Source organism: Nocardia sp. NPDC004573 (genome assembly GCF_053602135.1).
Map to the genome: position 1 here is coordinate 414,212 of NZ_JBSGDA010000002.1, position 24,327 is coordinate 438,538.

At 65.9% G+C, this 24,327-nt stretch carries 24 protein-coding genes and 1 pseudogene; 8 read left to right on the plus strand and 17 right to left on the minus strand.

The annotated features are described in order from the left end of the window. Positions 1-80: 80 nt before the first annotated feature. From ACWEKR_RS05135 to ACWEKR_RS05165, 7 genes are all read right to left on the minus strand, one after another. Entirely contained in the window at positions 81-818 is a 738-nt protein-coding gene (locus ACWEKR_RS05135) for an alpha/beta hydrolase (RefSeq protein ID WP_452353386.1), read from the minus strand. 199 nt (positions 819-1,017) lie between these two features. Continuing rightward, positions 1,018-1,665: a hypothetical protein gene (locus ACWEKR_RS05140; protein ID WP_452353387.1), complete on the minus strand. Its 648-nt coding sequence runs from the start codon at positions 1,663-1,665 to the stop codon at positions 1,018-1,020. Further along, a complete protein-coding gene (locus ACWEKR_RS05145; protein ID WP_452353388.1) occupies positions 1,662-2,648 on the minus strand; it encodes a hypothetical protein in 987 nt (328 codons plus the stop codon). The genes ACWEKR_RS05140 and ACWEKR_RS05145 overlap by 4 nt, the downstream gene beginning before the upstream one ends. Positions 2,649-3,088: 440 nt before the next feature. After that, on the minus strand, positions 3,089-3,352 hold the full coding sequence (locus ACWEKR_RS05150; protein ID WP_195087374.1) for a hypothetical protein: 264 nt from the start codon (positions 3,350-3,352) through the stop codon (positions 3,089-3,091). Between the two features lie 109 nt (positions 3,353-3,461). Further along, positions 3,462-4,733, minus strand: coding sequence for a PucR family transcriptional regulator (locus tag ACWEKR_RS05155; protein ID WP_452353389.1), 1,272 nt, complete (start codon positions 4,731-4,733; stop codon positions 3,462-3,464). A 243-nt stretch (positions 4,734-4,976) separates the two neighbouring features. Further along, positions 4,977-5,426, minus strand: a complete 450-nt coding sequence (locus tag ACWEKR_RS05160) for a MarR family winged helix-turn-helix transcriptional regulator (protein WP_452353390.1) — start codon at positions 5,424-5,426, stop codon at positions 4,977-4,979. A gap of 198 nt (positions 5,427-5,624) precedes the next feature. After that, positions 5,625-5,807, minus strand: coding sequence for a hypothetical protein (locus tag ACWEKR_RS05165; protein WP_452353391.1), 183 nt, complete (start codon positions 5,805-5,807; stop codon positions 5,625-5,627). A gap of 702 nt (positions 5,808-6,509) precedes the next feature. Here ACWEKR_RS05165 and ACWEKR_RS05170 point away from each other — a divergent pair. Further along, positions 6,510-8,765 carry a SulP family inorganic anion transporter gene (locus tag ACWEKR_RS05170; RefSeq protein WP_452353392.1) on the plus strand — a complete coding sequence of 752 codons (2,256 nt, stop codon included), beginning with the start codon at positions 6,510-6,512 and terminating at the stop codon, positions 8,763-8,765. A 142-nt stretch (positions 8,766-8,907) separates the two neighbouring features. On the opposite strand, the gene ACWEKR_RS05175 is transcribed toward ACWEKR_RS05170, so the two are convergent. Further along, positions 8,908-10,305, minus strand: coding sequence for an ABC1 kinase family protein (locus tag ACWEKR_RS05175; RefSeq protein WP_452353393.1), 1,398 nt, complete (start codon positions 10,303-10,305; stop codon positions 8,908-8,910). Between the two features lie 483 nt (positions 10,306-10,788). Between ACWEKR_RS05175 and ACWEKR_RS05180 the strand changes: the two genes are divergently transcribed. Both ACWEKR_RS05180 and ACWEKR_RS05185 read left to right on the plus strand, forming a co-directional pair. Next, positions 10,789-11,142: a hypothetical protein gene (locus ACWEKR_RS05180; protein ID WP_452353394.1), complete on the plus strand. Its 354-nt coding sequence runs from the start codon at positions 10,789-10,791 to the stop codon at positions 11,140-11,142. Between the two features lie 406 nt (positions 11,143-11,548). After that, entirely contained in the window at positions 11,549-12,778 is a 1,230-nt protein-coding gene (locus ACWEKR_RS05185) for a PucR family transcriptional regulator (protein ID WP_452353395.1), read from the plus strand. A 43-nt stretch (positions 12,779-12,821) separates the two neighbouring features. Here the strand turns inward: ACWEKR_RS05185 and ACWEKR_RS05190 are convergent, their stop codons facing one another. The 3 genes from ACWEKR_RS05190 to ACWEKR_RS05200 all read right to left on the minus strand — a co-directional run bounded on the left by ACWEKR_RS05190 (position 12,822) and on the right by ACWEKR_RS05200 (position 15,299). Next, positions 12,822-13,454, minus strand: coding sequence for a TetR/AcrR family transcriptional regulator (locus tag ACWEKR_RS05190; protein ID WP_452353396.1), 633 nt, complete (start codon positions 13,452-13,454; stop codon positions 12,822-12,824). Positions 13,455-13,537: 83 nt separating this feature from the next. Next, entirely contained in the window at positions 13,538-14,248 is a 711-nt protein-coding gene (locus ACWEKR_RS05195) for a TetR/AcrR family transcriptional regulator (RefSeq protein WP_452353397.1), read from the minus strand. 133 nt (positions 14,249-14,381) lie between these two features. Beyond that, positions 14,382-15,299: a hypothetical protein gene (locus ACWEKR_RS05200; RefSeq protein WP_452353398.1), complete on the minus strand. Its 918-nt coding sequence runs from the start codon at positions 15,297-15,299 to the stop codon at positions 14,382-14,384. Between the two features lie 341 nt (positions 15,300-15,640). On the opposite strand from ACWEKR_RS05200, the gene ACWEKR_RS05205 reads away from it, so the two are divergent. Continuing rightward, entirely contained in the window at positions 15,641-16,135 is a 495-nt protein-coding gene (locus ACWEKR_RS05205) for an NUDIX domain-containing protein (RefSeq protein ID WP_452353399.1), read from the plus strand. Positions 16,136-16,274: 139 nt separating this feature from the next. On the opposite strand, the gene ACWEKR_RS05210 is transcribed toward ACWEKR_RS05205, so the two are convergent. After that, complete coding sequence (locus ACWEKR_RS05210) at positions 16,275-16,673, minus strand: OmpA family protein (protein WP_195087352.1); 399 nt, start codon at positions 16,671-16,673, stop codon at positions 16,275-16,277. 445 nt (positions 16,674-17,118) lie between these two features. Here ACWEKR_RS05210 and ACWEKR_RS05215 point away from each other — a divergent pair, with 445 nt between their 5' ends. After that, entirely contained in the window at positions 17,119-18,003 is an 885-nt protein-coding gene (locus ACWEKR_RS05215) for a hypothetical protein (protein WP_452353400.1), read from the plus strand. A 29-nt stretch (positions 18,004-18,032) separates the two neighbouring features. Here the strand turns inward: ACWEKR_RS05215 and ACWEKR_RS05220 are convergent, their stop codons facing one another. The 4 genes from ACWEKR_RS05220 to ACWEKR_RS05235 form a co-directional block, all read right to left on the minus strand. Next, positions 18,033-19,679, minus strand: coding sequence for an MFS transporter (locus ACWEKR_RS05220; protein ID WP_452353401.1), 1,647 nt, complete (start codon positions 19,677-19,679; stop codon positions 18,033-18,035). Positions 19,680-19,841: 162 nt separating this feature from the next. After that, positions 19,842-21,242: a DUF2252 domain-containing protein gene (locus ACWEKR_RS05225; protein ID WP_452353402.1), complete on the minus strand. Its 1,401-nt coding sequence runs from the start codon at positions 21,240-21,242 to the stop codon at positions 19,842-19,844. A 36-nt stretch (positions 21,243-21,278) separates the two neighbouring features. Further along, a complete protein-coding gene (locus ACWEKR_RS05230) occupies positions 21,279-21,722 on the minus strand; it encodes a DUF7144 family membrane protein (protein WP_452353403.1) in 444 nt (147 codons plus the stop codon). A 174-nt stretch (positions 21,723-21,896) separates the two neighbouring features. After that, entirely contained in the window at positions 21,897-22,433 is a 537-nt protein-coding gene (locus ACWEKR_RS05235; protein WP_452353404.1) for a hypothetical protein, read from the minus strand. Positions 22,434-22,751: 318 nt separating this feature from the next. On the opposite strand from ACWEKR_RS05235, the pseudogene ACWEKR_RS05240 reads away from it, so the two are divergent. The 3 genes and pseudogenes from ACWEKR_RS05240 to ACWEKR_RS05250 form a co-directional block, all read left to right on the plus strand. Next, positions 22,752-23,135, plus strand: a pseudogene (locus ACWEKR_RS05240) (trehalase-like domain-containing protein); the annotation flags it as partial. A 100-nt stretch (positions 23,136-23,235) separates the two neighbouring features. After that, entirely contained in the window at positions 23,236-23,610 is a 375-nt protein-coding gene (locus ACWEKR_RS05245) for a glycoside hydrolase family 15 protein (RefSeq protein WP_452353445.1), read from the plus strand. Continuing rightward, positions 23,556-23,903, plus strand: a complete 348-nt coding sequence (locus tag ACWEKR_RS05250) for an MFS transporter (protein ID WP_452353446.1) — start codon at positions 23,556-23,558, stop codon at positions 23,901-23,903. The genes ACWEKR_RS05245 and ACWEKR_RS05250 overlap by 55 nt, the downstream gene beginning before the upstream one ends. A gap of 125 nt (positions 23,904-24,028) precedes the next feature. On the opposite strand, the gene ACWEKR_RS05255 is transcribed toward ACWEKR_RS05250, so the two are convergent. Beyond that, positions 24,029-24,319: an SHOCT domain-containing protein gene (locus tag ACWEKR_RS05255; RefSeq protein WP_195087340.1), complete on the minus strand. Its 291-nt coding sequence runs from the start codon at positions 24,317-24,319 to the stop codon at positions 24,029-24,031. Between the last annotated feature and the right edge of the window lie 8 nt (positions 24,320-24,327).

The window sequence follows — 24,327 nt, forward strand, 5'->3', positions numbered from 1 at the left end:
GAGGAGGGCCGGGCCTGTCCTCGATGGCGGCGTCCTGGCCGGCGGTTCCTACCGTCTGCTGCCGGCCTGACGGCCCGGCCTCACTTCAGGTGCCGGGCGAAGAACCGGTTGCCTGCGTCCCCTTCGAACTGCGGGACGCCGGTGTGTCCGCCCATATTGGCGTGCAGCGTCTTCTCCTTGGAGCCGAAGGCGTCGAACAGGTCCAAGGCCATCTGCCGGTCGTTTCCTTCGTCGTCCCACTGCAGCAGGACCTGCAGCGGAATGGTGACCTGCCGGGCCTCCTGGAACATGCTGCGAGGGACATAACTTCCAGCGAACAGCAGGGCGGCCGAGATGCGTGGCTCGACCACCGCCAGCCGCAGGCCGATGGATATCAGCCCTCCCGAGTACCCGACCGGGCCGCCGATCTCGGGCAGTGAAAGCAGGGCGTCCAGAGCGGCCCGCCATTCCGGGACCGCTTGTTCGACCAGCGGGAGGACGAGCCGTTCGACGATCTCGTCGTCGACCTGCTCGCCGGCCATCACCGCCCGGCGCAGGTCGGCGCGGGCCTGCTCGGCGGCGGCCGACCGGGGCCGGTCACCGCTGCCGGGCAACTCGATGGTGGCCGCGGCGAAGCCCTCCGCCGCGGAGTGCCGGGCTCGGCCCACCAGGCGGGGATACATCTGGCGCAGCCCGCCGGGGTGGCCGACCAGGATCAGCGGCGCTGGTGCGGATACGGATGCGGATCCGGGCGTCCACAGGATGCCGGGGATCTCGCCGAGGGTGAATTCGCGCTCGAGGACATCGTCGTCGAAGCGCTGTTCGGAAGTGAATTGCACGGTCGTGCCTTTCGGGAGTGCTGTTGGACGGCGCTCCCGGACGACCTATCGCCCGACCGTGACCCCAGAGGGGAGCACCCATGTCGATACTGCGTTCACGGGTACCACCTCCTCGGTCTTTCGCACGGCTCCCGAAAAGTAGCAGTGGTCGCCGTGGTCCGGCAACGGCTTTTCGGAGGCTCGGTGGCCGGCGAGTCCCTCAGCCACCGGCCCACCTCGGTTGCGGAGACCGGACTCTCGGTACGACGCCGGGCGCGGTCGGAGGCTGTTCGACGAGCGGTATGGGCCACCGCAGGTCGATCATCGTCGCCGTACGCAGGGTGCGTTCGCGCGTCATGATCGGGCCCAGGTCCGGCGCGCTGATCGATACCGTCACGGTGCAGTCGCCGGGGCCCAGTGCCACCAGCGTCCCATTGCGGACGGTGGCGGCGAGCGGCTGGAGCAATATCGCCACGCAGAGTTCTATGGTGAACTCTCCCACCGGCTGTTCGTCGATGGTGACCTCCAAGCACGGACGGTAGGTCTGGGTGATTTCGTGCTCGAGCAGCGTGACCTGTTCGGCTCCTCCGGCGCGGGTGCGCATCGCCGCCCTGCGCAGCAGGTCGTAGCGGCGCCACCCTCCGATCGCCACAGTACCCAGGTCGACCTGGAGGAGCCCGTCGATGGTTTCGGCCACCTCGTGCAGCGCCGCCGACGCCAGTATCGGGGCCACGCCCGGCGCCCGACGCAGGGCCACGTGTTCGGCACCTCTTTCGTGCAGGCACTCGGCCAGTTCGCCCACCCCGGCTTCGCGCGGGGCATTCTGGAACAGAACTGTCCGAGCCCTGATCGACGCTGGACTCGTCATCGGAGCACCTCCTTGACAGTCAGCCACGGTTCGCAGGCCCGCAGCCGGACCCGCACGCCCGGAGTGCGGGCGAACTGGCGAACGTGGATTGTCGGGGGGCCGTCGGCGACCACGCGCACATGCACGCGCGGCAGAGGCGGTTCCGCGTTGCGTGGCGCTTCCGGGCGTTTCCGGCGGCTGCGTACGACCAGCGCTGCGGCACCGAGTGCGACGAGGAACCCTCCGAGGCCCAGCATGTCGCCGGCACCGGTGTCCCGGTCACGGTCACCGGCCTGCGACGACGAGTTCGTACGGTCATCGGTCGGCTCTGTGTTCGTGGGTTCACCGGTAGTTGGACCCAGCCGCGCGGGGATGACCTCGACGGATGCCTTCACGACGATGCGCTGAGCGGTACCCAGGCAGGCGGCGGGAACGGAGTGCACACCAAGCTCGACTCCGTCGGGAACATCGACGCGCGCATCGAACGAACCGCCTCGGACCCGGGCGTCCACGGTCTCGGACCAATCAGGAAAGGCGCGCACCGAGTCGCAGGGCCAGCCCTCGCCGTGCACGGTGATGACGGTGCCCCGTTCGGCGGTGGCCGGCGCGACGAGAGTGGGTGCGGGAAGCACAGCGGAACTTCCGCTCGGAACGATGGACGTACCGGCGGTTGTCGGTCGCGGAGTCGTCGTGGGCGGTTGCCCGGTGGTGGTTGTCGGCTCCGGCTTTGTAGTCGTGGTTGTCGGCTCGGGTTGCGTGGTCGTGGTTGTCGGCTCGGGTTGCGCGGACGTGGTCGTGGTCGTGGTCGTTTGCGGATCATGCCCCTCGGTGGTGGGCAGCCGGAAATCCGTCGGCGTGGTAACCGGCCACGCCGGTCTCGGCGTGCTGGGCGGCGGGGCGGGTGCGGTGGGTATCTGCTCCGGTGCCGCGACCGATACCGGCACGGCGCCCAGCAGTCCTGCCATGGCCGCCGCGACCAGTAGTATTCGCGAGTCGTTTCTCATGATCGCCTCCCCCCGAGACCGGCATCCTCTCGAGGTCCAGTCGAGTCTGGCCCCTTCCCGCCCTGCGCGACGCGAGTAGCTAACTACTCGTTTCCAGCCCGCCTACCTGGGCATCGCGCCGAGACCGTCACTGCGCCGGAATCGGCTGAAGCTAATCAGACGCCTTTGGGCAGCTCAGGATCTCGCTTGGATATTCATGCCACCCAAACCTCGACCTGCCGCATCGCCGATCGCGGCTCGGCTTGCGTCGACCGAGCGCATGCGGCAATTGGCCAGCATTCTCGACTCATCTCCGCTGACACATGTCCATACGAGTTCGAGTAGCGGCTACGTGTACGCGCCCGCCGCCTTGCGCGGAGTTCGAAGAGGTCCGGCGGTGCGTCGGCCGTCGCTGCAAGCGTGCGTCCGCGAGGCGCGCAGCAGTGGGCGCAGCGTCGTGATCACAGCCATCGCCATTGTCGACACCGTGGTAGCGGAGGAATGATCCTGGTCCAGAAATCGTGGCGTACGGCGTCCCACAAACCGTTGAGTTCCGGAAGGAGTTCTCGCGCTCGTGCGAGATCCGGAAAGTCGTCGGGACCGAAGGATGCGATCGTCATGGAGCCGGATACATCGTGGACGGCGACGATAGAGATCAGATGTTCCTGAAACAGCAGCCATGTCGCACGCAATCCGTCTGCTTCAGTTCGTCGAATGTCGTCCATGTTTCTTTTTTGCCTTGTCGACCATGCTCCACACCGTTTCCGACGTCATCGATACCGACGGTGCGCAAACATTCCACTATCTTCAACTCGAGGCGTGCTCATACCCTGCTCACCCTCGATAAGTGCGGGCAACCAATGCCGAACGCAGGTGCCACAGCCCACTTGCCTGGGTGGGATCGAATCCCGTGAGCTGACCTATCCGCTTGAGCCGGTAGTCCACGGTGTTGGTGTGTAGGTGCAGTAGCCGCGCCGTGCGCTGGCGGTTCAGGTTGTGCGCGATATGGATCTGCAGGGTCTCCAATAGTTCAGGATGTTCGTCCAGTGGATCGAGCAGCGACCCGACACGGTCGCGGGCGGGTCCGGGGCGAGTGAGCTGGTATTCCAGAGCCAGATCGTCGAAGCGATACAGGCCTGGCTCCGAGCGCAAGCGGGCGACCATGTCGAGGAGCTGATGGGCTTGATCGGCGGCGGCGGGCACGGTGTCGGTGGCGGTGGTGACGACCGCGGCGGTGATGGGCACGCGGGCCGCATGCGACAGGTGCTCGATCAGTTCCTCCAGAGCGCGTTCGGTGATGTGATCGGCGGGGATGAGCAAGGTGCCGCCGTCGATCGACAGAAGTGACAGCACGGTGTCGTCGCAGTGGGTGGCCAGTTCCGCCTGCACGCGCCGGAGCTTGCGGCGGGCGACGACTTTCGCGTCCAGTATCGGGTTGGTTTCGTCCGGATGCGACGGAATGGCGAGGGCTATCACGCGATAGTGGTCGGAAACCTCGATGCCGCATTCCCGAGCCATGGTGGAGGTGGGATGACCCCCGAGCAGCGCCGAGGTGAGCGTGTGCACCGCGGTGTGATGCTCCGACACGACCGCGCGCAGCTCTCGCACATAGGCCACCGAGACCGCCATGGTTATTGTGTCGAGCATTTCGACGACCAGTTTGGCGCCGTCGAGAATGCTTTCGTAGTCGGCCATGCTGATGGCGAGCATCGGGTCGGGGTCGGCGGAGCCGGCCGCACGTTGCTGCGCCAAGGCGGTGGACACCACCAGGTCGAAGCCGATCTTGAAGCCTTCATGGATCGCGTGGTGGACGGTATCGATGGGCACGCCCTCGCGTGCCCATTGGGCGGCGGCGCTCTCGAGCCGTTCGGTCTTCTCCGGAATATTGCTGCCGTCCAATATGCTGACGGCCAGTTCCAGGCACACGCGGGTGATGGTGGTGATGTCGCCGTGGATCGCGTCACCGGGCAAGGTGCCGCAGGGGGCGACGGTTTCGACGAAGTGCCCGACCATCTGCCGTGACAAGGACCGCACGTCTTTCAACGGCGAGGATATGGGCCGTCCGGATACAGTGAGCCCTTGTCGGCGTGGAGAGGTGACAGACATAGTCGAACTTCCTTCCATCCCCGTTAGCTGCACTATTGCTACAGCGTAACCAGAATCAGATCCGCAAGATTGGTTTACTCCGGGTAACGTGAATTTCGGGTGGGCAGGCCAGTTGCGATGGTGATAGTTCACAAGGACGGTCGGCCGGAGCCTCGACCTGACTTGCCGAGCGGCTGGTGAGCAGTTCAGCGCCCCTATCGGCGTGCGGTCGCCTGCTGCGGGCGAGTGAACGGCGTGCGTGGATCACTCGTATGCGATTCTCTCCAGCAGATCCAGCGCTTCATGCACCTTGTTCAGTTGGTCGGACGGCCAGTTCTCCGACAGCATTTGCGCGAGAGCATTGTTCAGCAGCCCCCGTTGTCCGCAGACCCAGGCCAGGCCGTCATCGGTGAGCATCAGGTTCACGCGGCGGCCGTCGATCGGGTCGCGTACGCCGATGATCAGCCCTTGGTCTCGTAACCCGTCGATGACATTGCGCATCGTCTGCGGGCGCAACATCTCCAGGCGAGCCAGATCGACAGCGGCCATGGCTCCGCATCGATGCAAGCGTCCCAGCACCGCCCACTGCGTCGCGGATAATCGACATTCATCCGGATCCCTGCGCGTGCGGCGCAAAATCACGGTCAATGCAATGCGCAGGCGCGCCGCGGTGGCGGCCAGCACTGTGGCGTCCGCGCCATCAAGGGCCGACATGCAACTCCTAATTCGGCGGCAAGCGATTTATGGGGTGGTGTCCGATGCGCGGTCGCCGGTGCGCCATGCCCGCAGTCGCTCAGCCGGCCGCTGTTTCGATCTTGTTGCACAGGCTGCGCGGCGGTGACGGCTTCGAACTGGAAAGCGCGCCGTTGTGCTCACCCTGGACCATGTCGGCACCGCCGCGTGCCACTCGAGCTAGCCGATAGGCAGGCAGAAGGTGTTCTCGGCCGAGCCGAGGGGGATGGGAATACACAATTCCACCGAGCCCGCGACGGGGGTGGCCGCGGACACATCCGCCGAGGCCGTGCCGACACCGAGGGCGGTGGCCGATAGTGCGAATGCGGCCACGGCGAGCGGGCGGATAATTCTCGAGTTCATGCAGTCATCCTCAGTCGTGTTGATGGGAATTTCCCGGGTTCGGGACGGAACGATGAGATCACGGACCGGGCGGCCGTTGCACGTCGTTTTCCGGACTTTGGATTTCTGGCCCAACCCCTTCCGAAACAGTAGTAGATCGTCACAGTATCCAGTGACATTCCCGATAACTGTGACCCGAAAGTACACGATAGTTCTGTCCATGGCTTGTAGCATTTCGTCGCCGGGCACCGAGAATCGCGGCGCCTACCATGGGGCCCCGGCCGGGCCGAACCCCGGTACCTGTGCTGCCAGGCGATACTTCTGCACAGCGGTGCGCACACTCGCCGAATTCGTGGCGTGTCAGAAGTCCGCGGTGGATGCCGTACGGACCGTGCAGCAGGTGTGCAGTCCTCGTTGTAAGACATTCCCGCGGCTTGTCGCCGAACCCACCGTCACTCGAAGTCTTATTCCTCGCATCAACTTTCGTCGATGGCGCGTTGTGATGCCGAGGAAGGTGCGATCCTTCAAAATAGTTCCGGTCACAAAAATCCGTTCGGCCCGTTTTTCGCTGCGATTTCGCAAGTACCTTGATGTCGGAAAACCCCATGCCTGAGAGGCTGTTGGACACTCATATCTCGGAACCTTGGTGCCGCAGCTGTTTTCGATCCCTGGAGAACATGTTCGAACGACCGGACCGGCCCGTTGGGCTGGTGAAGGAGAAATATGTCCACCGACACCGATGCGACCCCCATATCGGCCCCTCCACCGGGAAGTCCCTGGTGTGATCGGCTTTCGTCGATCCTCCGCCATGATCTGCCCGCCTCGATAGTGGTGTTCCTTGTCGCCCTGCCGTTGTCGCTGGGCATTGCCATCGCCGCGGACGCCCCTGTTGCCGCCGGCCTGATCGCGGCCGCCGTGGGCGGCATCGTGGCCGGCTTGCTCGGTGGGAGCCTGCTACAGGTCAGCGGGCCGGCAGCAGGTCTCACCGTCGTCGTCGCCGAAACCATCCACCAGTTCGGCTGGAAGACAACGTGTTTCATCACCGCTGCGGCCGGGCTGCTGCAGATCGTGTTCGCATTGAGCCGGATCGCGCGCGCCGCGCTGGCGATAGCGCCGGTCGTCGTGCATGCCATGCTCGCCGGTATCGGTATCACCATCGCGCTGCAGCAGGTGCACGTGCTGCTGGGCGGGGCGTCGCGCAGTTCGGCCTTCGAGAACATCACCGAACTTCCCGGTCAGCTGCTGAACGCGCACGGTGACGACTTCGTCATCGGCGCGATCGTCATAGGCATCATCGTCGCCTGGCGCCGGGCTCCAAAGAAGATTCGCGTGATCCCGGGCCCGATAGTCGCGGTGCTGGTAGGGACGGCGCTGTCGCTGGTGCTGCCCGGGAATCCGGACCGGATCAAGATCGACAGCTCGCTGTTCGACGCCATCGGCCTGCCTGTCCTGCCCGGCGGCAACTGGGCCGCAGTAGCGCCGGCGGTGCTTACCATCGCCCTGATCGCCAGCGTGGAGAGCCTCCTGTCGGCGGTGGCGGTCGACAAGCTGCACACCGGCGAGCGCACCCACTTCGACCGCGAGCTGATGGCTCAGGGCGCGGCAAACATGACCTCCGGCATGCTCGGTGGACTCCCGATCACGGGCGTGATCGTGCGCAGCTCCACCAACGTGGCCGCCGGTGCCCGCACCCGGGCCTCGGCGATTCTGCACGGAGTATGGATTTCGGTGTTCTCCCTCGCCCTTGTCGGCGTCGTGCAGCAGGTCCCGAAGGCCGCACTGGCCGGGTTGCTCATCGTGGTGGGCGTCCAGCTGGTGAAACTGGCCCACATCCAGCTCGCCCATCGCACCGGCGACCTGGTGGTGTACACGGTGACCATGGTCGGCGTGGTGTTCCTGAACCTGCTCGAGGGCGTGCTGATCGGGCTGGCGCTGGCGTTCGCGATGCTGTTGTGGCGAGTGGTGAAGGTGCCGGTACAGGCCGCACCGGTGGCGGGGACCGACCGGTGGATCGTCGGCGTCGACGGTACGTGCACGTTCCTGGCGCTGCCGAAGCTGACCAAGGAACTGGCCAAGGTGCCGACCGGCACCGACGTGCTTGTCGAGCTGACCGTCGACTTCCTCGACCACGCTGCCTACGAGGCCGTCCACGACTGGGCCCGTCAGCACGAAAATGTCGGTGGCAAAGTGGAATTCGTCGAGATCGGTACCGCGCGCATGGAACACGCCATGACCGGCCCGCCCCGGCGCGGCCGGGCACGCGGCATACTCGACGAGGTGCTCGGCCCGTGGCGCGAGCGCAGCGGCGACGCGGTCGCAGCCGGCGTGGTCGCCTACCATCGCAGCCACGCCCACGTGATGCGGCCGCACCTGGATCAGCTGCGGGACCGACAGCATCCGCACTCGCTGTTTCTCGCCTGTGCCGACTCGCGGATCGTCCCCAATGTGATCACCAACAGCGGTCCTGGTGATCTGTTCACCGTCCGCAACGTCGGCAACCTGCGTCCCGCGGATGGGTCGGACGCCTCGGTCGAGGCGGCCCTGTCCTTCGCGGTGGACAACCTGAAGGTGCGCAACGTGGTGGTGTGCGGCCACTCCTCCTGTGGTGCCATGAAGGCCCTGCTGACCGGCAGCTCCACCGGACCTGGATTGGACAACTGGCTCGTCCATGCCCGCCCGAGCCTGGATGCCTACCGTGCTGGGCACCCGGTGCGGGCCGTCGCGGCCGCCGCGGGTTATGACGAAACCGCCCAGCTGAGCATCGTCAACGTCGCCGTTCAGCTCGAGATGCTGCAACGCCACCCGGTGATCCGTCAGGCCGCCGCCACCCGCGGCTTGACAGTATCGGGCCTATTTTTCGACATCTCCACCGCCTGCGTACTCGAGGTCACCACCGACGACATCAGCGAATTCACCGACCAGCCCGCCGAACCGGTCATCGTGACCGATCGGGCGCGAGTTCGCCCGCCCGTCGGATGAACCTACGACCCGTGGTGGCGGCAACACGAGTGTTGTGACACACCGCGACCGCGTGGCACGGCCCGCCGTGATCCGCCCGCCAGAAGCAACGACGAGATGGCGAGAGGCAGATCAATGTCCAGGTGGCGCGGTGAAGACCGGGTCATCGGTGAGAAGGTGGTCCCGACAGTCGCCCGGCACGCCACCGTGCCGTTGCCTGCCCGATCTCGGTTGCCGGAGGCTCGCCGTAGAGCCATTCACGGGCGAGTCGATGCCAATTGTTGGTCGTCTCGAGCTGGCCGAGGGCAGCGAAGGTGAACAATTCCGCCCGCCTGGAGAACACGTGCTCAGCCGGAAGCAGCTGATGCCGCATACCCCGGAATTCATCCGCCCTCGGGTCGACGGCGAGCACCACTGCCGCGGTGGCCAGTTCGGAGGTGATCGTGATCTCCTCGTCGAGCAGATGCCAACCCGAAGCGGCCCACACGTATTGCAGGCATTCCTGTGGTGTGACGCTCGCGTCCGGGTCGATGATGCCGCGGCCGACCCACGCCTGGTACAGATCCTCGGCCCGGTGTTCCCCGGCCGCGAGCAGGGACGCGCGCTCGAACTCGGCGTCCGCAGGATTCATCCGGTAATAGAGCCCAAAATCCACGAAGGCGAGGCGACCGTCCCTGTCCAGGAGAATGTTGCCGGGGTGTGGGTCACCGCAGAACTCGTAGTCGGAGAACAGCGAACCGATGTAGAAACGGTAGATCAGTTCACCGATCCGATCTCGGTCGGCTCCAGGCAGAGCCTGTATCTCCGGGAAGGACCTTCCTTCGACGAACTCTGTCACAAGGACGTGGTGCGTGCAGTGTTCTCCGACACTGTCGGGGACGGTGATGAAGGGATGCTCATGGAAGCGCGACGCGACTTCCCGCTGAGTCCGCGCTTCGCGCAGGTAGTCGAGTTCACCGCCGATGTTGCGTGCGATCTCGTCCAGGACGGCGGCGTCGGCCGCGCTCGGCAGCACAGATCTCCACAGTTTGGCGAACAACTGCAAGTTACGCATGTCCGCCTGGACGGCCTCGTCCACACCGGGGTATTTCACCTTCACCGCTACCAGGCGCCCGTCATGCAACTTCGCCCGATACACCTGGCCGATCGAGGCCGCGGCCACCGGCGTCTCCTCGAAATCGGCGAACACTCGGGACATCGGCCCGAGATCGCCCTCGATGACCTTCCGCATGGCCCTGAACGGAACCTCCGGCGCGCGATCTCGAAGTTCGGCGAGCTTCACCCGAAACAGTTCACGGTGGGATTCGGGAACGAGGTCGACATCGAGAACCGACAGCATCTGGCCCAGCTTCATCGCCGCACCTTTCATGCCGCCGAGCACTGCGACCATTTGCTGTGCCGCTTGCAGAGCGGACCGTTCGGCGAGTATCTGCCGCGCTTCGTCCGGCCGGCCGATCATGGACAACCGGGTCCCGACTCCACGCGCAGCCTGCCCGGCGACCAGCCGGCCCAGCCGAGTGCCCCGCACCAGTCGACCTCTGGGCAGTTGGCCGTCCGCCATCAGCACCTCCGTGGGCCGGCCCATGACCTGCATCGCGCGCCGCTGGTTTCGGCCGGTCCGCCGACGTCGGCCGTCGATTCAACGGTCCAACAATCTACAACAAGCGGTAGTGAAATTCGACAGCTGAAGTCGAAGTGAGCAAAGCTCATTTCGACGGTCCGGACAGGGAAGTGTGATGCGGCGGAAGCCTCCTCGACTGCGCCGGCGCCCGACCAGCAGCGCGCGAAGGAAACGAGGGAGCGGATACTGGACACCGCGGCGCGCTTGTTCGGTGCGTGTGGAATCAGCGGAACCTCGACGAACTGAATCGCAGCGGAGGCCGGGCTGAGCATCGGCACGGTCCATCGCTACTTCCCCGATCGGACCGCAATCGTCGATGAGCTGCTCGAGCGCCTTCTCGAAAACGCGGAGCGGCGCTTTACACACTGGGTGTCCGACTTGTCGCAGCGCCCGCTTCCCCAGTTGCTCCCTTCGGTTCCGAAGGTGCTCACCGAGATGTTGGAGCTGTTCACCGAAGAGTTGGTCGCCAACGCGCCTCTGGTGCGCGCGCTGGGCGGCGAAGCCCGACCCTATGGCAGCCGCGTCCCCGAGTTCGAACCACGTCTGCGCTCGCTGGTCAAGGTGCTGCTGATCCATCTCCTCGGTCCGGGAAACGATCACAAGTACGACGTGATGGCATACGTGCTGGTCGATATCGGCTCGACGGCGGTGGTGCGCACAACGGTCCGGGAGATCGACGACCACAAACGCCGCGAGGCCATCGCGATGACCGCTCAGATGATCAGCCCATGGCTCGAGACCGAAGTACGTGCTGCTGATCAAACGTCGCTGCCCTGACTCCTGCGGTCAGGACTGTGTCAGCGCGTCCTGGGAGTGGCCACGGGAGTGCGTGCCGATCGGCTGGAGGTCGAAAGCACCACTCCAGGCCGAGGTTTCCTGCCTTCTCGGCTCGTGAACGATACGGCAAAAAATGAGCAACCGTCGCGCGTAATCGCTGGAGAATTTCTACGACTGCCGGGACGAACGATGCTCCGCCGCATGTCACCGTCGCGATTCGCCGACATCGAGGGGTCGGGCAAAGAAGAGTGGAAGGTGAGTTCGAGATCCTCTTATCGTTGGACCCCGACCGATCAAGGGTTAGAGGTCGAAATGCGTTCGCCGTGGGAGTTGGGCCGCCACGCGCGGCGGCCGACCGCACCATAGGCCGGCAGAACCGCAGCAACTGGGCGGAAGGGAGTCGACGATGACAGCCAACGGGGCACTTCGAACTGGTTTGACCGCTTCGGGCAATCAGATGCCGATACCCGCACAGGGCACGCAGGAGGTGTCTCGGCAGCCGGCCGAGCACTCTATCGACAACGCGATGACCTTCGCCATGCTGCCCGGTGACGACGTCACCCGGGCCTGCCTCGAACTGTCTGCCGGCATGCTGGACGGGCAGGATATTCCGGCGAAGACCGGCCGGCTGGCCGATGCGGCATCCGAGTGGGCCCGGGAGGGCGTGCCGATCGACACGATCCTGCATGCCATCCATGAAGGATTGAAGCTCGGTATGGATCTCACCTTTTCGAACGCGACGGTGAAGGACTACGCCGATCTGGTGGACGGCGTGAAACTGGTGGTGGAATTGCTCGACATCATGAGCGCGACTGTCGCCCGCGCCTATGTCCGTGAGCACAAGGCGGCCGCCAGTGAGCACCACACCGCCGTGCATACTCTGACCTCCGCATTGCTCGGGGGATACACCACCGCAACAACCGCCCGCGAGGACGGAATAGGTATTGCCGAGCAGTATTCGGTTCTGGCAGTGGATGTCCCGAAACACCCGGACGAGCTACATCCGATGCTCGACGGCAAGGTCGTCGCCCGCCGTAAACTGCGCCGCCTGCAGGCCGAGCTTGCTACCCGCTGCGGCGAGAACGCACTCGCGCTGCTCAGTGTGGACGGCGGGACGATCCTGATCCCGACTGCGACGCTGAGCGATGAGCGCCTCGACGAACTGCTCGCCGAGCTGTCGGCGGCCGCGCGCGTACCGGTGACAGCGGTCGTTGTCACAGCGTCGGCCACGGCAGTGCCCGGTGCAGCGGATCGTGCTCACGAACTGCTCGACATGGTGCGGCGGCTGCAATGTGCCCCCGCTCTATACCGTTTCGCCGATATGGCGCTGGAATATCAGCTGACCCGGCCGGGTCCGGGGCGTGAAAGTCTCGGGTCGCTGCTGGACCCTCTCGACGATCACCCCGAGCTGTTCCAGACCTTGCGAAGTTATATCAGCAACAACCTCAATCGCCAACGCACCGCCCGCTCGTTGCAGATCCACACCAACACCGTCGATTATCGGCTCAGGCGCATCAGCCAGGTCACGGGACTGGATCCCACCACCACCACGGGAGTGTGGCAGCTCCGCTCGTCGCTCGTCGCCCGCACGTTCACCAAGCGCAGCCGATCCGATATCCAAGTCGACGCCGTGTGAACCTGCCATTACGGATTCCGATGCAGCCGGTGGCCGGCCCAGCTCAGCCCCGGCCGGACGATGCCACGATTTCGGCTTCGGCCCCTGCTGCGATCAGACGAGCGGTCATGACGATGACTTCCTGGCGCTCGCCGGTGTCGGCATCGAGCAACGCGGCGCGGACTGCCGCCGCGAAACCGACATTGACGAGTGCGAACGCTATCGCGTCATGGTCGTTTTCATTGCCGGGGCCGAGCACCTGGATGAGCAGCACTTTCAGCAGCGCGCGCAGGCGTGGTTCGAATTCCGGGAGGCCGCTGTGGTAGTAGGCCAGCCCTCCCGCCAGGGCCCGCACCAATGTAGTGTTCGCCACCAGTTCTTCGGTGATGGCCCCGAGAACGGTGGTGGCCAGTTCCAGAACGGTTCTGCCGGCGGAATCGGACACGCTCCGAATGAGGTGCTGTTCGATATTTTCCAGCAGCCTCTCCAATAGTTCATCGACCATGACCGCACGGTCGGTGAAGTGTCGGTAGACGGTATTGACGCTCACCCCGGCCTCGGCGGCGATCCGGTTGGTCGAGGTGTTGGCGATCCCATGTTCGCCGAACAGGCGTGCGGCAGTTTCGAGGAGGTGCTCCCTGGTGGCCTTCGCGCGGTCCTGTATCGGACGACGAGTCGCTTTCTTCGGCGGGGTCACCTACTCGCTCCTGTACGTCGGCCCGGGAGCCCCGGGTGTTGTGCGACCTGACGGTGTTTCGATTGTTCCGTGTTCGGCCTGCGTCATGCCGAGTCCTGCGTGCGTTCGCTTTCGATCCACGCCGCGACCGCCCGCGCGGTGATGGTGAGGGCTCGGCTACGTTGCTGGTTGTCGATCTCGAACGCCGACGCGCGGAGCGCTGCCGCGATCCCGGTGTTGACCAACACGATGCTCATGATGTCGTATTTGTGGTCGTCGCCTGGGCCCAGCAGCTGGATGACCAGCACCTTGGCGAAAAGACGTAGACGGAGTTCCAGCTCGGGAATGCCGGTGTCATAGAACGAGACCCCGACCGCGAGCGCACGTATCAACTGTGCGTTCGCCGCCAACTCGTCGGTGATGACCTCCAGAATCGACGCCACCAGCGCCGTGGTGGTTTGCCCGGCGAGGCCGAAGACATGCTGGGTGAAGCGTTGTTCGGCATTTTCCAAGAGCCGCTCGATCAGCTTGTCCACCATAACCGTGCGGTCGGTGAAGTAACGGTAGACAGTGCCAACACTGACTCCGGCCTCGGCGGCGATCCGGTTGGTGGAGGTGTTGGCGATCCCGTGTTCGCCGAACAGGCGTGCGGCACTGTCGAGGATGAGCTCGCGGGTCGCCTTCGCACGTTCCTGTGCCGGACGACGGGTCCCACGTTTCGGGGGCATAAGACCCTCCTGCCTGCTGCGCTGCGAACGGCCACCGCCGCCAACCCTACGGTCCGTACCAGCGGCCGCAGCTCGGAACTGCCCCAACGAAGGGGCGGCTGAGCTTCAGCCGAGCACGATCGGATGAAATCGAGCTCCCGCTCGTGGACCGGGAAAGGCAGCGCCGCCTCTAAGAGGTCTCCGAGATGCTGACCGCAGTCCGCCACTGCGGCTGAGTGGTTCAGAACAGGCTGGTCTGCGCGGCGACGGGGGCGACGGTGATCGAGTCGTCGAGCTCGATACGTCGCCCGATGAGCTGAGTATCGTTGACCAGCAATAGTTCTCCGGACTCGGATCCGTGCAGGCAGGCGATGGTGTGCCCGTGCGCGGTCACCGCGTCGAGGACGTACTCCCCCGGTCGCGCCCCGCCGAAATCGACGACGGTCGCGTAGCGGCCTCGCTGCGCGACGGTGCGGTAGAACTCGCTGCCACCCGACCACGTGGTGTCGGTCCGCGTCGTCCCGGCGGGCAGCACAGCGAGCGCATCGGCGGCTGCGGCGGCTACCGCCGCCTCCACTGCCGCCCACGGAGCCAGCGGCTTGGTCAGGACGCGGGTTTTCGCAGCGCTGCCCACGGCCTGCCGGAAACCGGCTTGTGCCGACACCACCCGCTCCAGTTCGCGCACATGCAAGCCGTCCGGCGAGTCGGCGACGAATCGTGCGGCGAGCGCGCCCTGTTCGTACAGGCGGCGATGCCGGCGTACCGCCGAAGCCGTACCCACTTTGGCCAACCCGTCACCGAAATAGGCGATGTAGAGATGGTGCGGCTGCGACACGTAATCGCGGATCTGCTCGGGCAGTGCGGAAATCGGGCCGCGGTGCGTGTGCACCGCTGTCCACCCTTCCAGTGCCCGGCACTGCGGACACTGCCGGCCGCTCTCGACTTGCACGGAATCCGGACACGCTCGCCGCCCTGGGAACCTGCCGAACCCGTGGTATCCCAGGCAGTACCGCGCCGTGTCACGGACCCGGAACGCCAAGCGCGCGCCGGGACCGGGCACCCGTTCGGTCGTGCCGTCGGCGCGGATCAGCTCGTAGCACCAGCGGCCGCGCTCGTCCCATCGGGTGCCGCCGTACAGCAGGGTATCGGTCGTGGTCATCGGCTCACCGCTTCGCACATCGTGTTGGGTCGTGGTAATCACCATGATGGGTGATGCGGCCGAAACATGTTGTGTGCGTGTCGTTATCCGGCACCGTCCCACCCCGAGCCCGAAGCCGGTCGCTCGCCCGGCACGGCGCAGGCATCAGCCGCGGCGCACGTCGGGTGCCGGTCGTCGATGACGCCGACCGGGTTGCTGTCGATGTGCGGCCATCACCCGCGCCGGGAAGGCACCGGCGGCGCGGGTCATACGCCGCGGAGACACGCGCGGCGAGGTGGAGCCAGGGAGGTCTTCGCGTAGGCGGTCGAGAGTAGACCAGTAGGGCTCGATAGCCTGTCGTGATGTCCTCGCCCCGGCTGCGTCACGCGGTGCGCGCGATCGTTCTCGATGCCGACGACCGCATCCTGTTGTGCGGTCACTCCGTGACGGAGCCTGCGGCAACAGTGGTGTGGGCCGCTCCGGGCGGGGGCATCGAACCCGCAGAGGAACCGCTCGTCGCGCTGCGGCGTGAGCTGAGCGAAGAGATCGGCCTCGCGGTCGAGGCCGAACCGCCGCACATCTGGCATCAAGAGGTCCACGCGCCCGATCACGCACCGGGTTTCGACGGCGTGGTCAACGACTTCTACCTTGTCCGGACCACGTCGTTCACCCCGCGCGGCGCGCTGACCGACCAGCAACTGGCGGCCGAGAACATCACGGCATTCCGTTGGTGGCGATTACCGGACATCTCCGGGTACCGCGGCGCCGACTTGTTCGCACCGCGCGATCTCGCGACCCTGCTGCAGGCGCTGATGACCGACGGTATTCCGCGACGCCCGGTGCTACTGGGCCTGTGACGCCGCGCCACCGTCGGGAACGGTCTTCCGGTCGCGGACCGACCGCGGAGCCGACCCGATGGGATCAACGGTCCGACACCTCGGACACGTCACCCGCCAACCCTGGATGACACCGGCGGAAGTGCCCGCGTGCTCGCGCCTATCCGGCGACCACCTCGATCTTCGCCTCATCGACTTCGACGTCCGGCGCTGTCGGGTTGGCCTCGGCGCGGACAAGGACGCGCGCCCTATCGATTCCTTCCGACTCCAGCTGGGCCGCGATGTTGTCGCCGCGGGCCTTCGCCAGCGATTTGGCGGCAGCGGCATTCGAGTCCTGGGCGTAAGTCGTGACCTGTATCTTCGTGTCGTTCCCTTTCAGGGGAATCGCGACTGCTTTGATGGTGGCGACGTCCCCCGCGCCGAGATCCGAGCTTCCACTGTCGAAGGTGATCGGCGCGGCGGCGATCGCCGCGTTGATCACGTCCTGGATCTTCTGCTGCGCGGTATCGAGCGCCGAACTCACGACAGAGGACGCCGTCGCGCCGATACTGCTTCGCATATCGTGCGTCGTCTCGCTCGTCGACGACGTCGAATTCGACCCGCTGTCGGACCCGCACCCAGCGGCCACGATCAGAATCACCGCGGTCGCCGCAATTCCGCTGACGCTTTTCCTGGCTCTCATCGGCCTACTCCCGTATTCGGTGGAGAATTCCGCTTGCGCCTTCGATGCGTGGACACCGGCGTTTCCACAGGGACCGGATCGTGGGTCCCACGGATACGTCGATCGGTGACCCTCGCACGATGATCCTGGCACAGGTAGGCCATCCGATGTGCCGTTTCCGCGGCGCTCGGCGATCTCGTCGGGGTGGGTTCGGCTTGCCATCGGAATCGACCAAGTCGACGTGGTTGCCGGGTGGTCGGCGTAGCGTTCGTTTCGTCTCCACCGAGACCATTGCGCACTATTCGACATCCTGACGGAAACGAGCAGAAGGACAGTGAGCGCGGTGCGGTCCGTGAAATTGTCGGTGGCATTGGCCCGCGAAGTGTCCATCGCGCGTACGCAGGCCGCGACCGGCCGGCTGCGCGGAACGCCGTACGGCCGGACGCTGCGCCGCGTGATCGAGGGGCTGGCCGAGATCCAACTGGTGGATCGGTCGCTGGCGCTTGCCGCCCAGATATTCACCTCGGTGTTGCCGGTGATGATCGCCGCGTCCGTCTTCAGTGGCTGGCACGCGCCGGCGAAGACGATCAACGACCAGTTCGGTTTCGACTCCAGAACGCTGTATCCCGACGGCGGATCCCTGTCCGCCGATCCGGCGATAGCCGCGTTCGGTGTGGTCGGCCTGCTGATGGTCCTGCTCGGCGGTACTTCGTTCGCGCGGGCTCTCGCGCGGGTGTACGAGGCGGTCTGGAAGGTTCCCGCGATCGGTCCGCGAGAGGCGTGGCGGTGGCTGGTCGCGTTGCTCGCGGTGGCGCTCGCCGCCGGGCTGGTGGGGCAGATCCGCGACCTCGAGCAAATCCGCTACGCCGGTCGGCTGCTCGCCCTGCTCGGCGAGGTGGTCATCTGGGTGTTCGTCTGGATGCTCGCTCCTTATCTTCTGACGAAGGGAGCGCTGACCGGGCGTCTGTTGTGGGTGTCCGGGGTGCTCACCGCGATCGGCTTGACCGCGGTGCACGCGGCGGGCCGGGTCCTCTTGCCTCGGATCACGTCGAACGCCCAAGAGCATTTCGGTCCGCTGGGGCTGGCATTCACCTCGGTGAGTTGGCTTTTCGTCCTGTCTGTGGTGATCGTCGGCGCGGCATCGATCGTCAAGGCACTGGCTCTGGACGAGACCACGATCGGCCGCTACCTGCGCGGCCGGGACAACGGCGACGGCGAACGACGCTAGCCGGGCGCGGACATCCGAGGCCACCCCGGTCATCGCTCGGCATCGGGCTCGGCTTTCCCTGACGAGAACTGGTCCTTCCCGTCGCGCAGGGCAACCGGCCGGCGAGGCAATAGGCCGGTGCCGAACAACGCCGCGATCGCGAGCAGGGCGGTGACAGCGAACGCCGCTTGCAAAGCCTCCAGGCGGGCGTCGGAGTTGACGGTGAGAACGGCGTCGGCGGTGGCGTCATCGATACCGGCGCCGTCGAGCGCGGCCACCAACTGGCTGTCGGACAGGAACGGCACCCCGGCAGCCAGTTCCGTGGTGGCTTGTTCTTGCACGGACACCGGAACAGCCGGATTGTTCTGGATGCCGCTGACGACGCTCGAAGTGAGGGTGGCGATCAGGATCGACCCGATCAACGCGGTGCCGAGGGACGCGCCGAGAGTGGTCGCGGTGTTCTGCAGTCCCCCGACTTCGGAGCTTCGCGAATCCGGCACGGCGGACACCGTGACGGCGCCCAGTTGCGAGGCCAACGCACCCAAACCCAGTCCCATCAGCAGCATCGGGATGGACACGACGCCCGCGTTGGCGCCCGGATCCATCCCGGCCGCCAGGATCAGAACGCCGATGATCATCGCGATCAGACCCAACCGAACGACCCGGCGCGGGTCGGCATGTGGCAGGAACCGGGGAATGCCCGCCGCGGCCAGGACGAGCGCGACCGACAAGGGAAGGATCCGCACACCGGTCTCGAGCGCGCTGAGTTCGAGCACCACCGACAAGAACAGCGGCACGGCGAAGAACACTCCGGCTTGTACGGTGAATTGGGCGAAGAACATGCTGCAGCCGCCGACGAGTTGCCGGTTCCGCAACAGACTCGGATCGACGAGCGGATCGCGGCCCCGCCGCACCAGAAATGTCTGTCTGCGCAGGAACAGGTACAAGGTCAGCAAGCCACCGATCAACAGCCAGATGACCGGCGACAGACCGAGCACGGCCGGTCCGTCGGACTCCGCCCGTACCCATCCCCATTCGCTCGACCGCAACACCCCGTATACGACCGAGCCCAGACCGATCACCGACAGAAGCGAGCCGACGACATCCAGCCGGACCCGGCTCGCGGGGGCGTCCTCGACCCGGCGCAGCACCAGCAGGATCAACACGACGATGACGACCTCGCCGAAGAAGACGTACCGCCATGACGCGAACGTCGTCACGGCGCCACCGAGCAACGGGCCGACGGCGACCGCCATCGCCCCTGCCGCCGCTATGAGACCGTAAGCCGCGGAACGACGTTCGGGCGCGAAGTTCCCGGCGACGAGGGCGACGATCGCGGGCATGATCAGGGCGGCACCGATTCCCTCCAGGAGCGACCACCCCACCAGGAGGGTCGTCAGGTTCGGGGCGAGACCGGTGATGAAGGAACCGGCGCCGTAGAGGACGAGACCGAGCCCGAACGTCCGGCGTCGGCCGAGGATGGCGCCCACTTTGCCACCCGTGATCATCAATGAAGCCATGACCAGCGTGTACAGGGTGATCGCGGTCTGGATGCCGGTGATCGTGGTACCGAGATCCTGGGCGACAGTGGCCATGGAGACATTCATCACGGAGCTGTCGAGCGTCATCAAGAACTGCCCCGACGCCAAGACGGCCAGCACGAACTTGCTCGACCTCACTGTGGGCGCCGACGACATCGGATGCTCCTCTCCTGGACAAATCCTGGTTCACCGGTGGCAGGCAGCGGCGACTCCTCTGCCAACGCCACGAGGACGGCCGCAGCGAGTGCCGTGCGCCCGCGCCGACACCGGGACGGGGGTACCGCGTCGGCGGGAACGGCTTGGTCGCCGTGCACCGATCTACACCCCCGTTCGGGCGATTATCGTGCCGTCATCGATCGCCTTGCGCAGCGCGGCGTGATCGCGGGCGTTCTGGTCGGCGTAACTCTCGGCGAACATGGACATCGCTTCCTCGAAGTCGTCGTCCGTGCCGAGGTAGCCGGCGATCGCGAATCGGTCACCGGCGCGGGCGTGGGCATAGGCGAGAACGCGTGCGCACAGCCTGCCGTAGCGAGTCATCAGTTCGGGAGACATGGTTTGGATGTCGGCGGATCCTTTGCCGTCGCGCAGTTGACGGACGTAGTAGTCCCGCACCGCTCCGTCTTCCCCCGCACCTTGCTGCCAGCCCAGGAAGATATCGCCGGCAGCTTGCATCAGCCGCTGCCCGGCCACCACCCGTTCGCCTTGGCCGGTGAACGACGGACCATCGAGGTGCTTCGCGAGAACCGATGGCTGGGCTTCTTTGACCTGGAGGAACAGCGGGTCGTCGCCCGGCCCGCGGAGCAGGATGATCCAGGCCCGGGTGCCCACGCTGCCCACGCCGACGACCTTCCGTGCTGCCTGGACGTATTCGAATCGGTCGAACAAGGCCCGGCAGTGGGGCGGCAGCGTGTCGCGGTAGTGGCCGAGCCGTTCGATCAATGCCCGGTTCACCTGCGTGGCGTCGGCGCCGGTGAAGATCTCCTCGACAGGGACGATCAGCGGCGGCATGCTCGTGATCCTCGGCTGCCCGTCCACCACGGTGGTCAGCTTGGACAAGGCCTGGACGCTGTCTCGGCGCCAGGACTTGTCGACCGTCTTCTTGATGCGTTTCCTGGTCGGGGAATCGAGAACTTCGCGCAGTTCGTCGAATTGGGTCTCGGCATCGATATGGGCGTACCAGACCGCGAGTTCTCCGCGCGCGGACTGGGAGTTCATGATTTCGCGGTACTCGGCGGCGCAGGCCCGCAGGTACTTTCTGCGTTGTTTGCCGCTGTGGTCGTTGTCGCGCCCGGCGACCGCCAGGCTCGCGACGAGTCTTCGGACGTCCCATTCGAAGGGGCCGGGGTAGGTTTCGTCGAAGTCGTTCAGGTCGAAGGCAAGGTTGCGTTCCGGTGTCGCGAAAAGGCCGAAGTTGCTGAGGTGGGCGTCCCCGCACAGTTGAGTGATCAAGCCGGTGGTCTGGGCGCGGGCGAGATCCTCGGCCATGACCACGGCGGCGCCGCGGTAGAACGCGAACGGCGCGGCGGCCATTCGCCCGTAGCGCACCGGAACGAGTTCGGGAATTCGCGTCGCGGCCTGGGCTTCGAGCAGTGCGAGCGGGTCGCGATCAGTGCTGGGCTCGAATTCGGCCATCCCGCCGACGGGTGTTCGGCGCCGTGCCGATCTGCCGTATTCGGCGCGCTCGGCCCTGCTCCAGCGGTCGCGCGCGGCTGTGCGCACGTCAGGCTCCGCGGCGGGAGGAGCCGTCTCGATCGGTCATGGCCGCGGCCCACCATGGGCGAACTCGCTCGAGCGCGGTTCGCTGGAGACGTCCGGCGTCCAGGTGGTGACCGCCCAGATCACAACGACGTCGAGGGCGATGATCAATACCGACCACCACGGGTAATACGGCAGCCACAGAAAGTTCGCGAGAATGGAAAACGACGCGATGACGATCGTCGCAATTCTCGCCCAGCGCGCTCCCGTGAACAAGGCGATCCCTACCGCCACCATCAGCGCTCCGAGCACGATGTGGATCCAGCCCCACGCGGTGAAATCGAACTTGTAGGTGTACTCGACGCCTACGACGAAAACCTCGTCCTCCGCCACCGCCGCAATGCCTTGGAACACTTGCAGTAGACCGACGGTGACAAGGATGATCGCGGCCCCGAGCGAGGTTCCCGCCGCGACTCCTTGTTTGACCGATGAATTCTCGGACATGATGCGCTCCCTTCCTCGACGAGCGGCTCGGATATGCGCGATTCTGCACCGGACCCACTTCCCGCGTGCGCGGGATCGCGTAACTGCGGCTCGATCGCGACCCAATCCGAGGAAGTCGGCGAAGAACACGTGGACGCCGCTTCGCGGCGGTGCCGATTCCGCGCCCCGGTGGGATCAGTGGGTCAGGATGATCTTGACCGCCACGACGGTCGTGGCCGTGCAGGCCAGCAGGACCGCTCCCAGCAGCGTCGAACGTCGGGGTCGCTCGCCGTGGAGTCGGCCGATGACGAAGACGATTCCGCCGATCCGCACCAGCATGGCCGACTCCGCGAGCACCTGCGCGAGACGCGGTTCGATCCACCCGACCGCCGCGGCCGCCAGGATCGCGCAGGGCAGCACGGCCGAGCTGAGGATGGGCACGGAGTCACGCAGGTCCGCCCATCGCTCCTGGGGCGACAAGCCATGGCTCTGGCGCACCGATTGACCCACTCCTTCGGCGAAAGCATGTGCGATGAACGTCGAGAGGGCTGTTCCGAGGACGACCAAGATGCCGACGTGGTCGGCGGACGGCGCGACCGGGATCAACGCGGCGAGGATCAGGACGTTGCCGTAGACGTATGCGCTGATCCGGCTCGCCGCGTTTCGGCGGTCGAGCGGAACGCTGCGGGTGAACAGCGGCCCGTGCAAGAGCTGGTGTCTGCTGCGTTCCATCGGTCCTCACAGTGTTCGTCGGGGCGCCCAGCGCCGACGCGATCGAGGTTGTCGAATGATTGCTGGTCCATTCAATCCTCATGCCTTGCTCGGCATAGTCGAATGCAAGACATGGTCGAGGTGCAACTTCGGAGGCAGTTGAGACTGTCAGCGCAATCGCCGCAGATTTGCCGATGAGCGGAACTTCTTTCTTCAGTCCCACCCGTTCATCGACGGCGCGGCGCACACTGTGAAGACAGTTCTTCCGGCGAGGAGGTGCCGACGCTCGGGCGGGCCACGTCTGGCCATCCGGTTGTCCCCGGTACGAAGGAGTGAGTTGTGAACGCCTCCCCCCCGATCGCCGAGCACGGCATCGTCGGCGACCTGCAGACTACGGCACTGGTCTCGTCTGCGGGCACGATCGACTGGTGGTGCACGCCGCGGTTCGATTCCCCCAGCATCTTCGCGTCGATACTGGACAGCGAGCGGGGCGGGCATTGTCGGCTGGCCGCCGATCTCGCGACGGAGGACGTGGCGATCCGCCAGCTCTACCTGCCGGACACGGCCATTCTCGTCACGCGGTTCATGGCGCCCGAAGGCGTCGGCGAGGTCGCCGACTTCATGGAGCCGATCCGCGATTCCGAACCCACCGACCGGCACCGGCTGGTGCGCCTGGTCCGGGTGGTGCGGGGAAGTCTGCCGTTCACCCTCGCCTGCCGCCCGCGATTCGACTACGGACGCGCCGGGCACAGCTTGGAGCGGCTCGGCGACCGGGCCGCGGTCTTTCGCGGTCCGGGCACGGATCTGCATCTGCAGGCGACTGATGACGTGGGTGGCTTTCGATCGGGGCATCCGGTTGGCTACCGAATACTCCCGGCCGGCCGACGTGGCTCGCTGGATCCAGGTGCGGGACGCGGTGTTCGCCCAGATCGTCGAACGCGGCTGGAGTGCGAAGCGACAAGCCTTCGTGCAGCACTACGCCACCGATGTGCTGGACGCTTCCCTGTTGCTGATGCCACGCATGGGGTTCCTGTCACCGCGGGATCCGGCCTGGCTGAGCACTCTCGACGCGATGGACGACGAACTGGTGCGAGACAGCCTCGTCTACCGCTACGCTTCACAGCGGCCACCCTGGGCCTGCTGGTGTCGTCATTGGCCGCAGCGCGGCTGGCGCGCCGGCGTGCCCAGCGCACCTTGATCATGGCGGGGTTTCTCGTGACCATCGCCGGCATCGGCGTACTGATCGGGCTCGCGGGGAGTTTTGCGCATCCATGGGCGTTCGCGCCCGGACTGCTGCTGATCGGCCTAGGGCTCGGCGTCATGCTGACCCCGGCGGTCAATGTCGTCCAGTCCAGTTTCGGTGAGGACGAGCAAGGCGAAATCTCGGGGCTGTCGCGCAGCGTGTCCAACCTCGGCTCCTCGCTGGGCACCGCCATCGCGGGCACCATCCTCGTAGCCGGGCTCACGGCCCACGCCTATGCCGCGCGATGATCGTCTTGGCCGCCATCGCGGTGGCCGGATTCGTTGCCGCAGCGATGCTGCCTCGACAAGCCGCCGCGAGCCCGGGAGCCGGGTGACGGACGCATCGTCGCCCCTCGGCTGTTCGAGCGAAGCGGTCAGGACTCGAGGATTCTGGCCTTCTCGGCTTCGAACTCGGCGTCGGTGAGCACGCCCTGTGCCTTCAGTTGGGCGAGTTCCTTCAATGCCGTGATCCGGTCCATTCCCGCGCCGCCGCCTGAGGGCGGCGCGGGCGCGGGCTGCGGTGTCGCATATTGCGCTTCCGGTGCGTATTGCGCATCCTGTGCGGCCCAGCGCTGTCCCTGCCGTCGGGAGACGCGGTTGGACACGGCGGTCGCGGTTCCGGCGACCATGGCGGTGCGGGCTACGCCGCGGAGCAGTCCGGGCATCACATTCT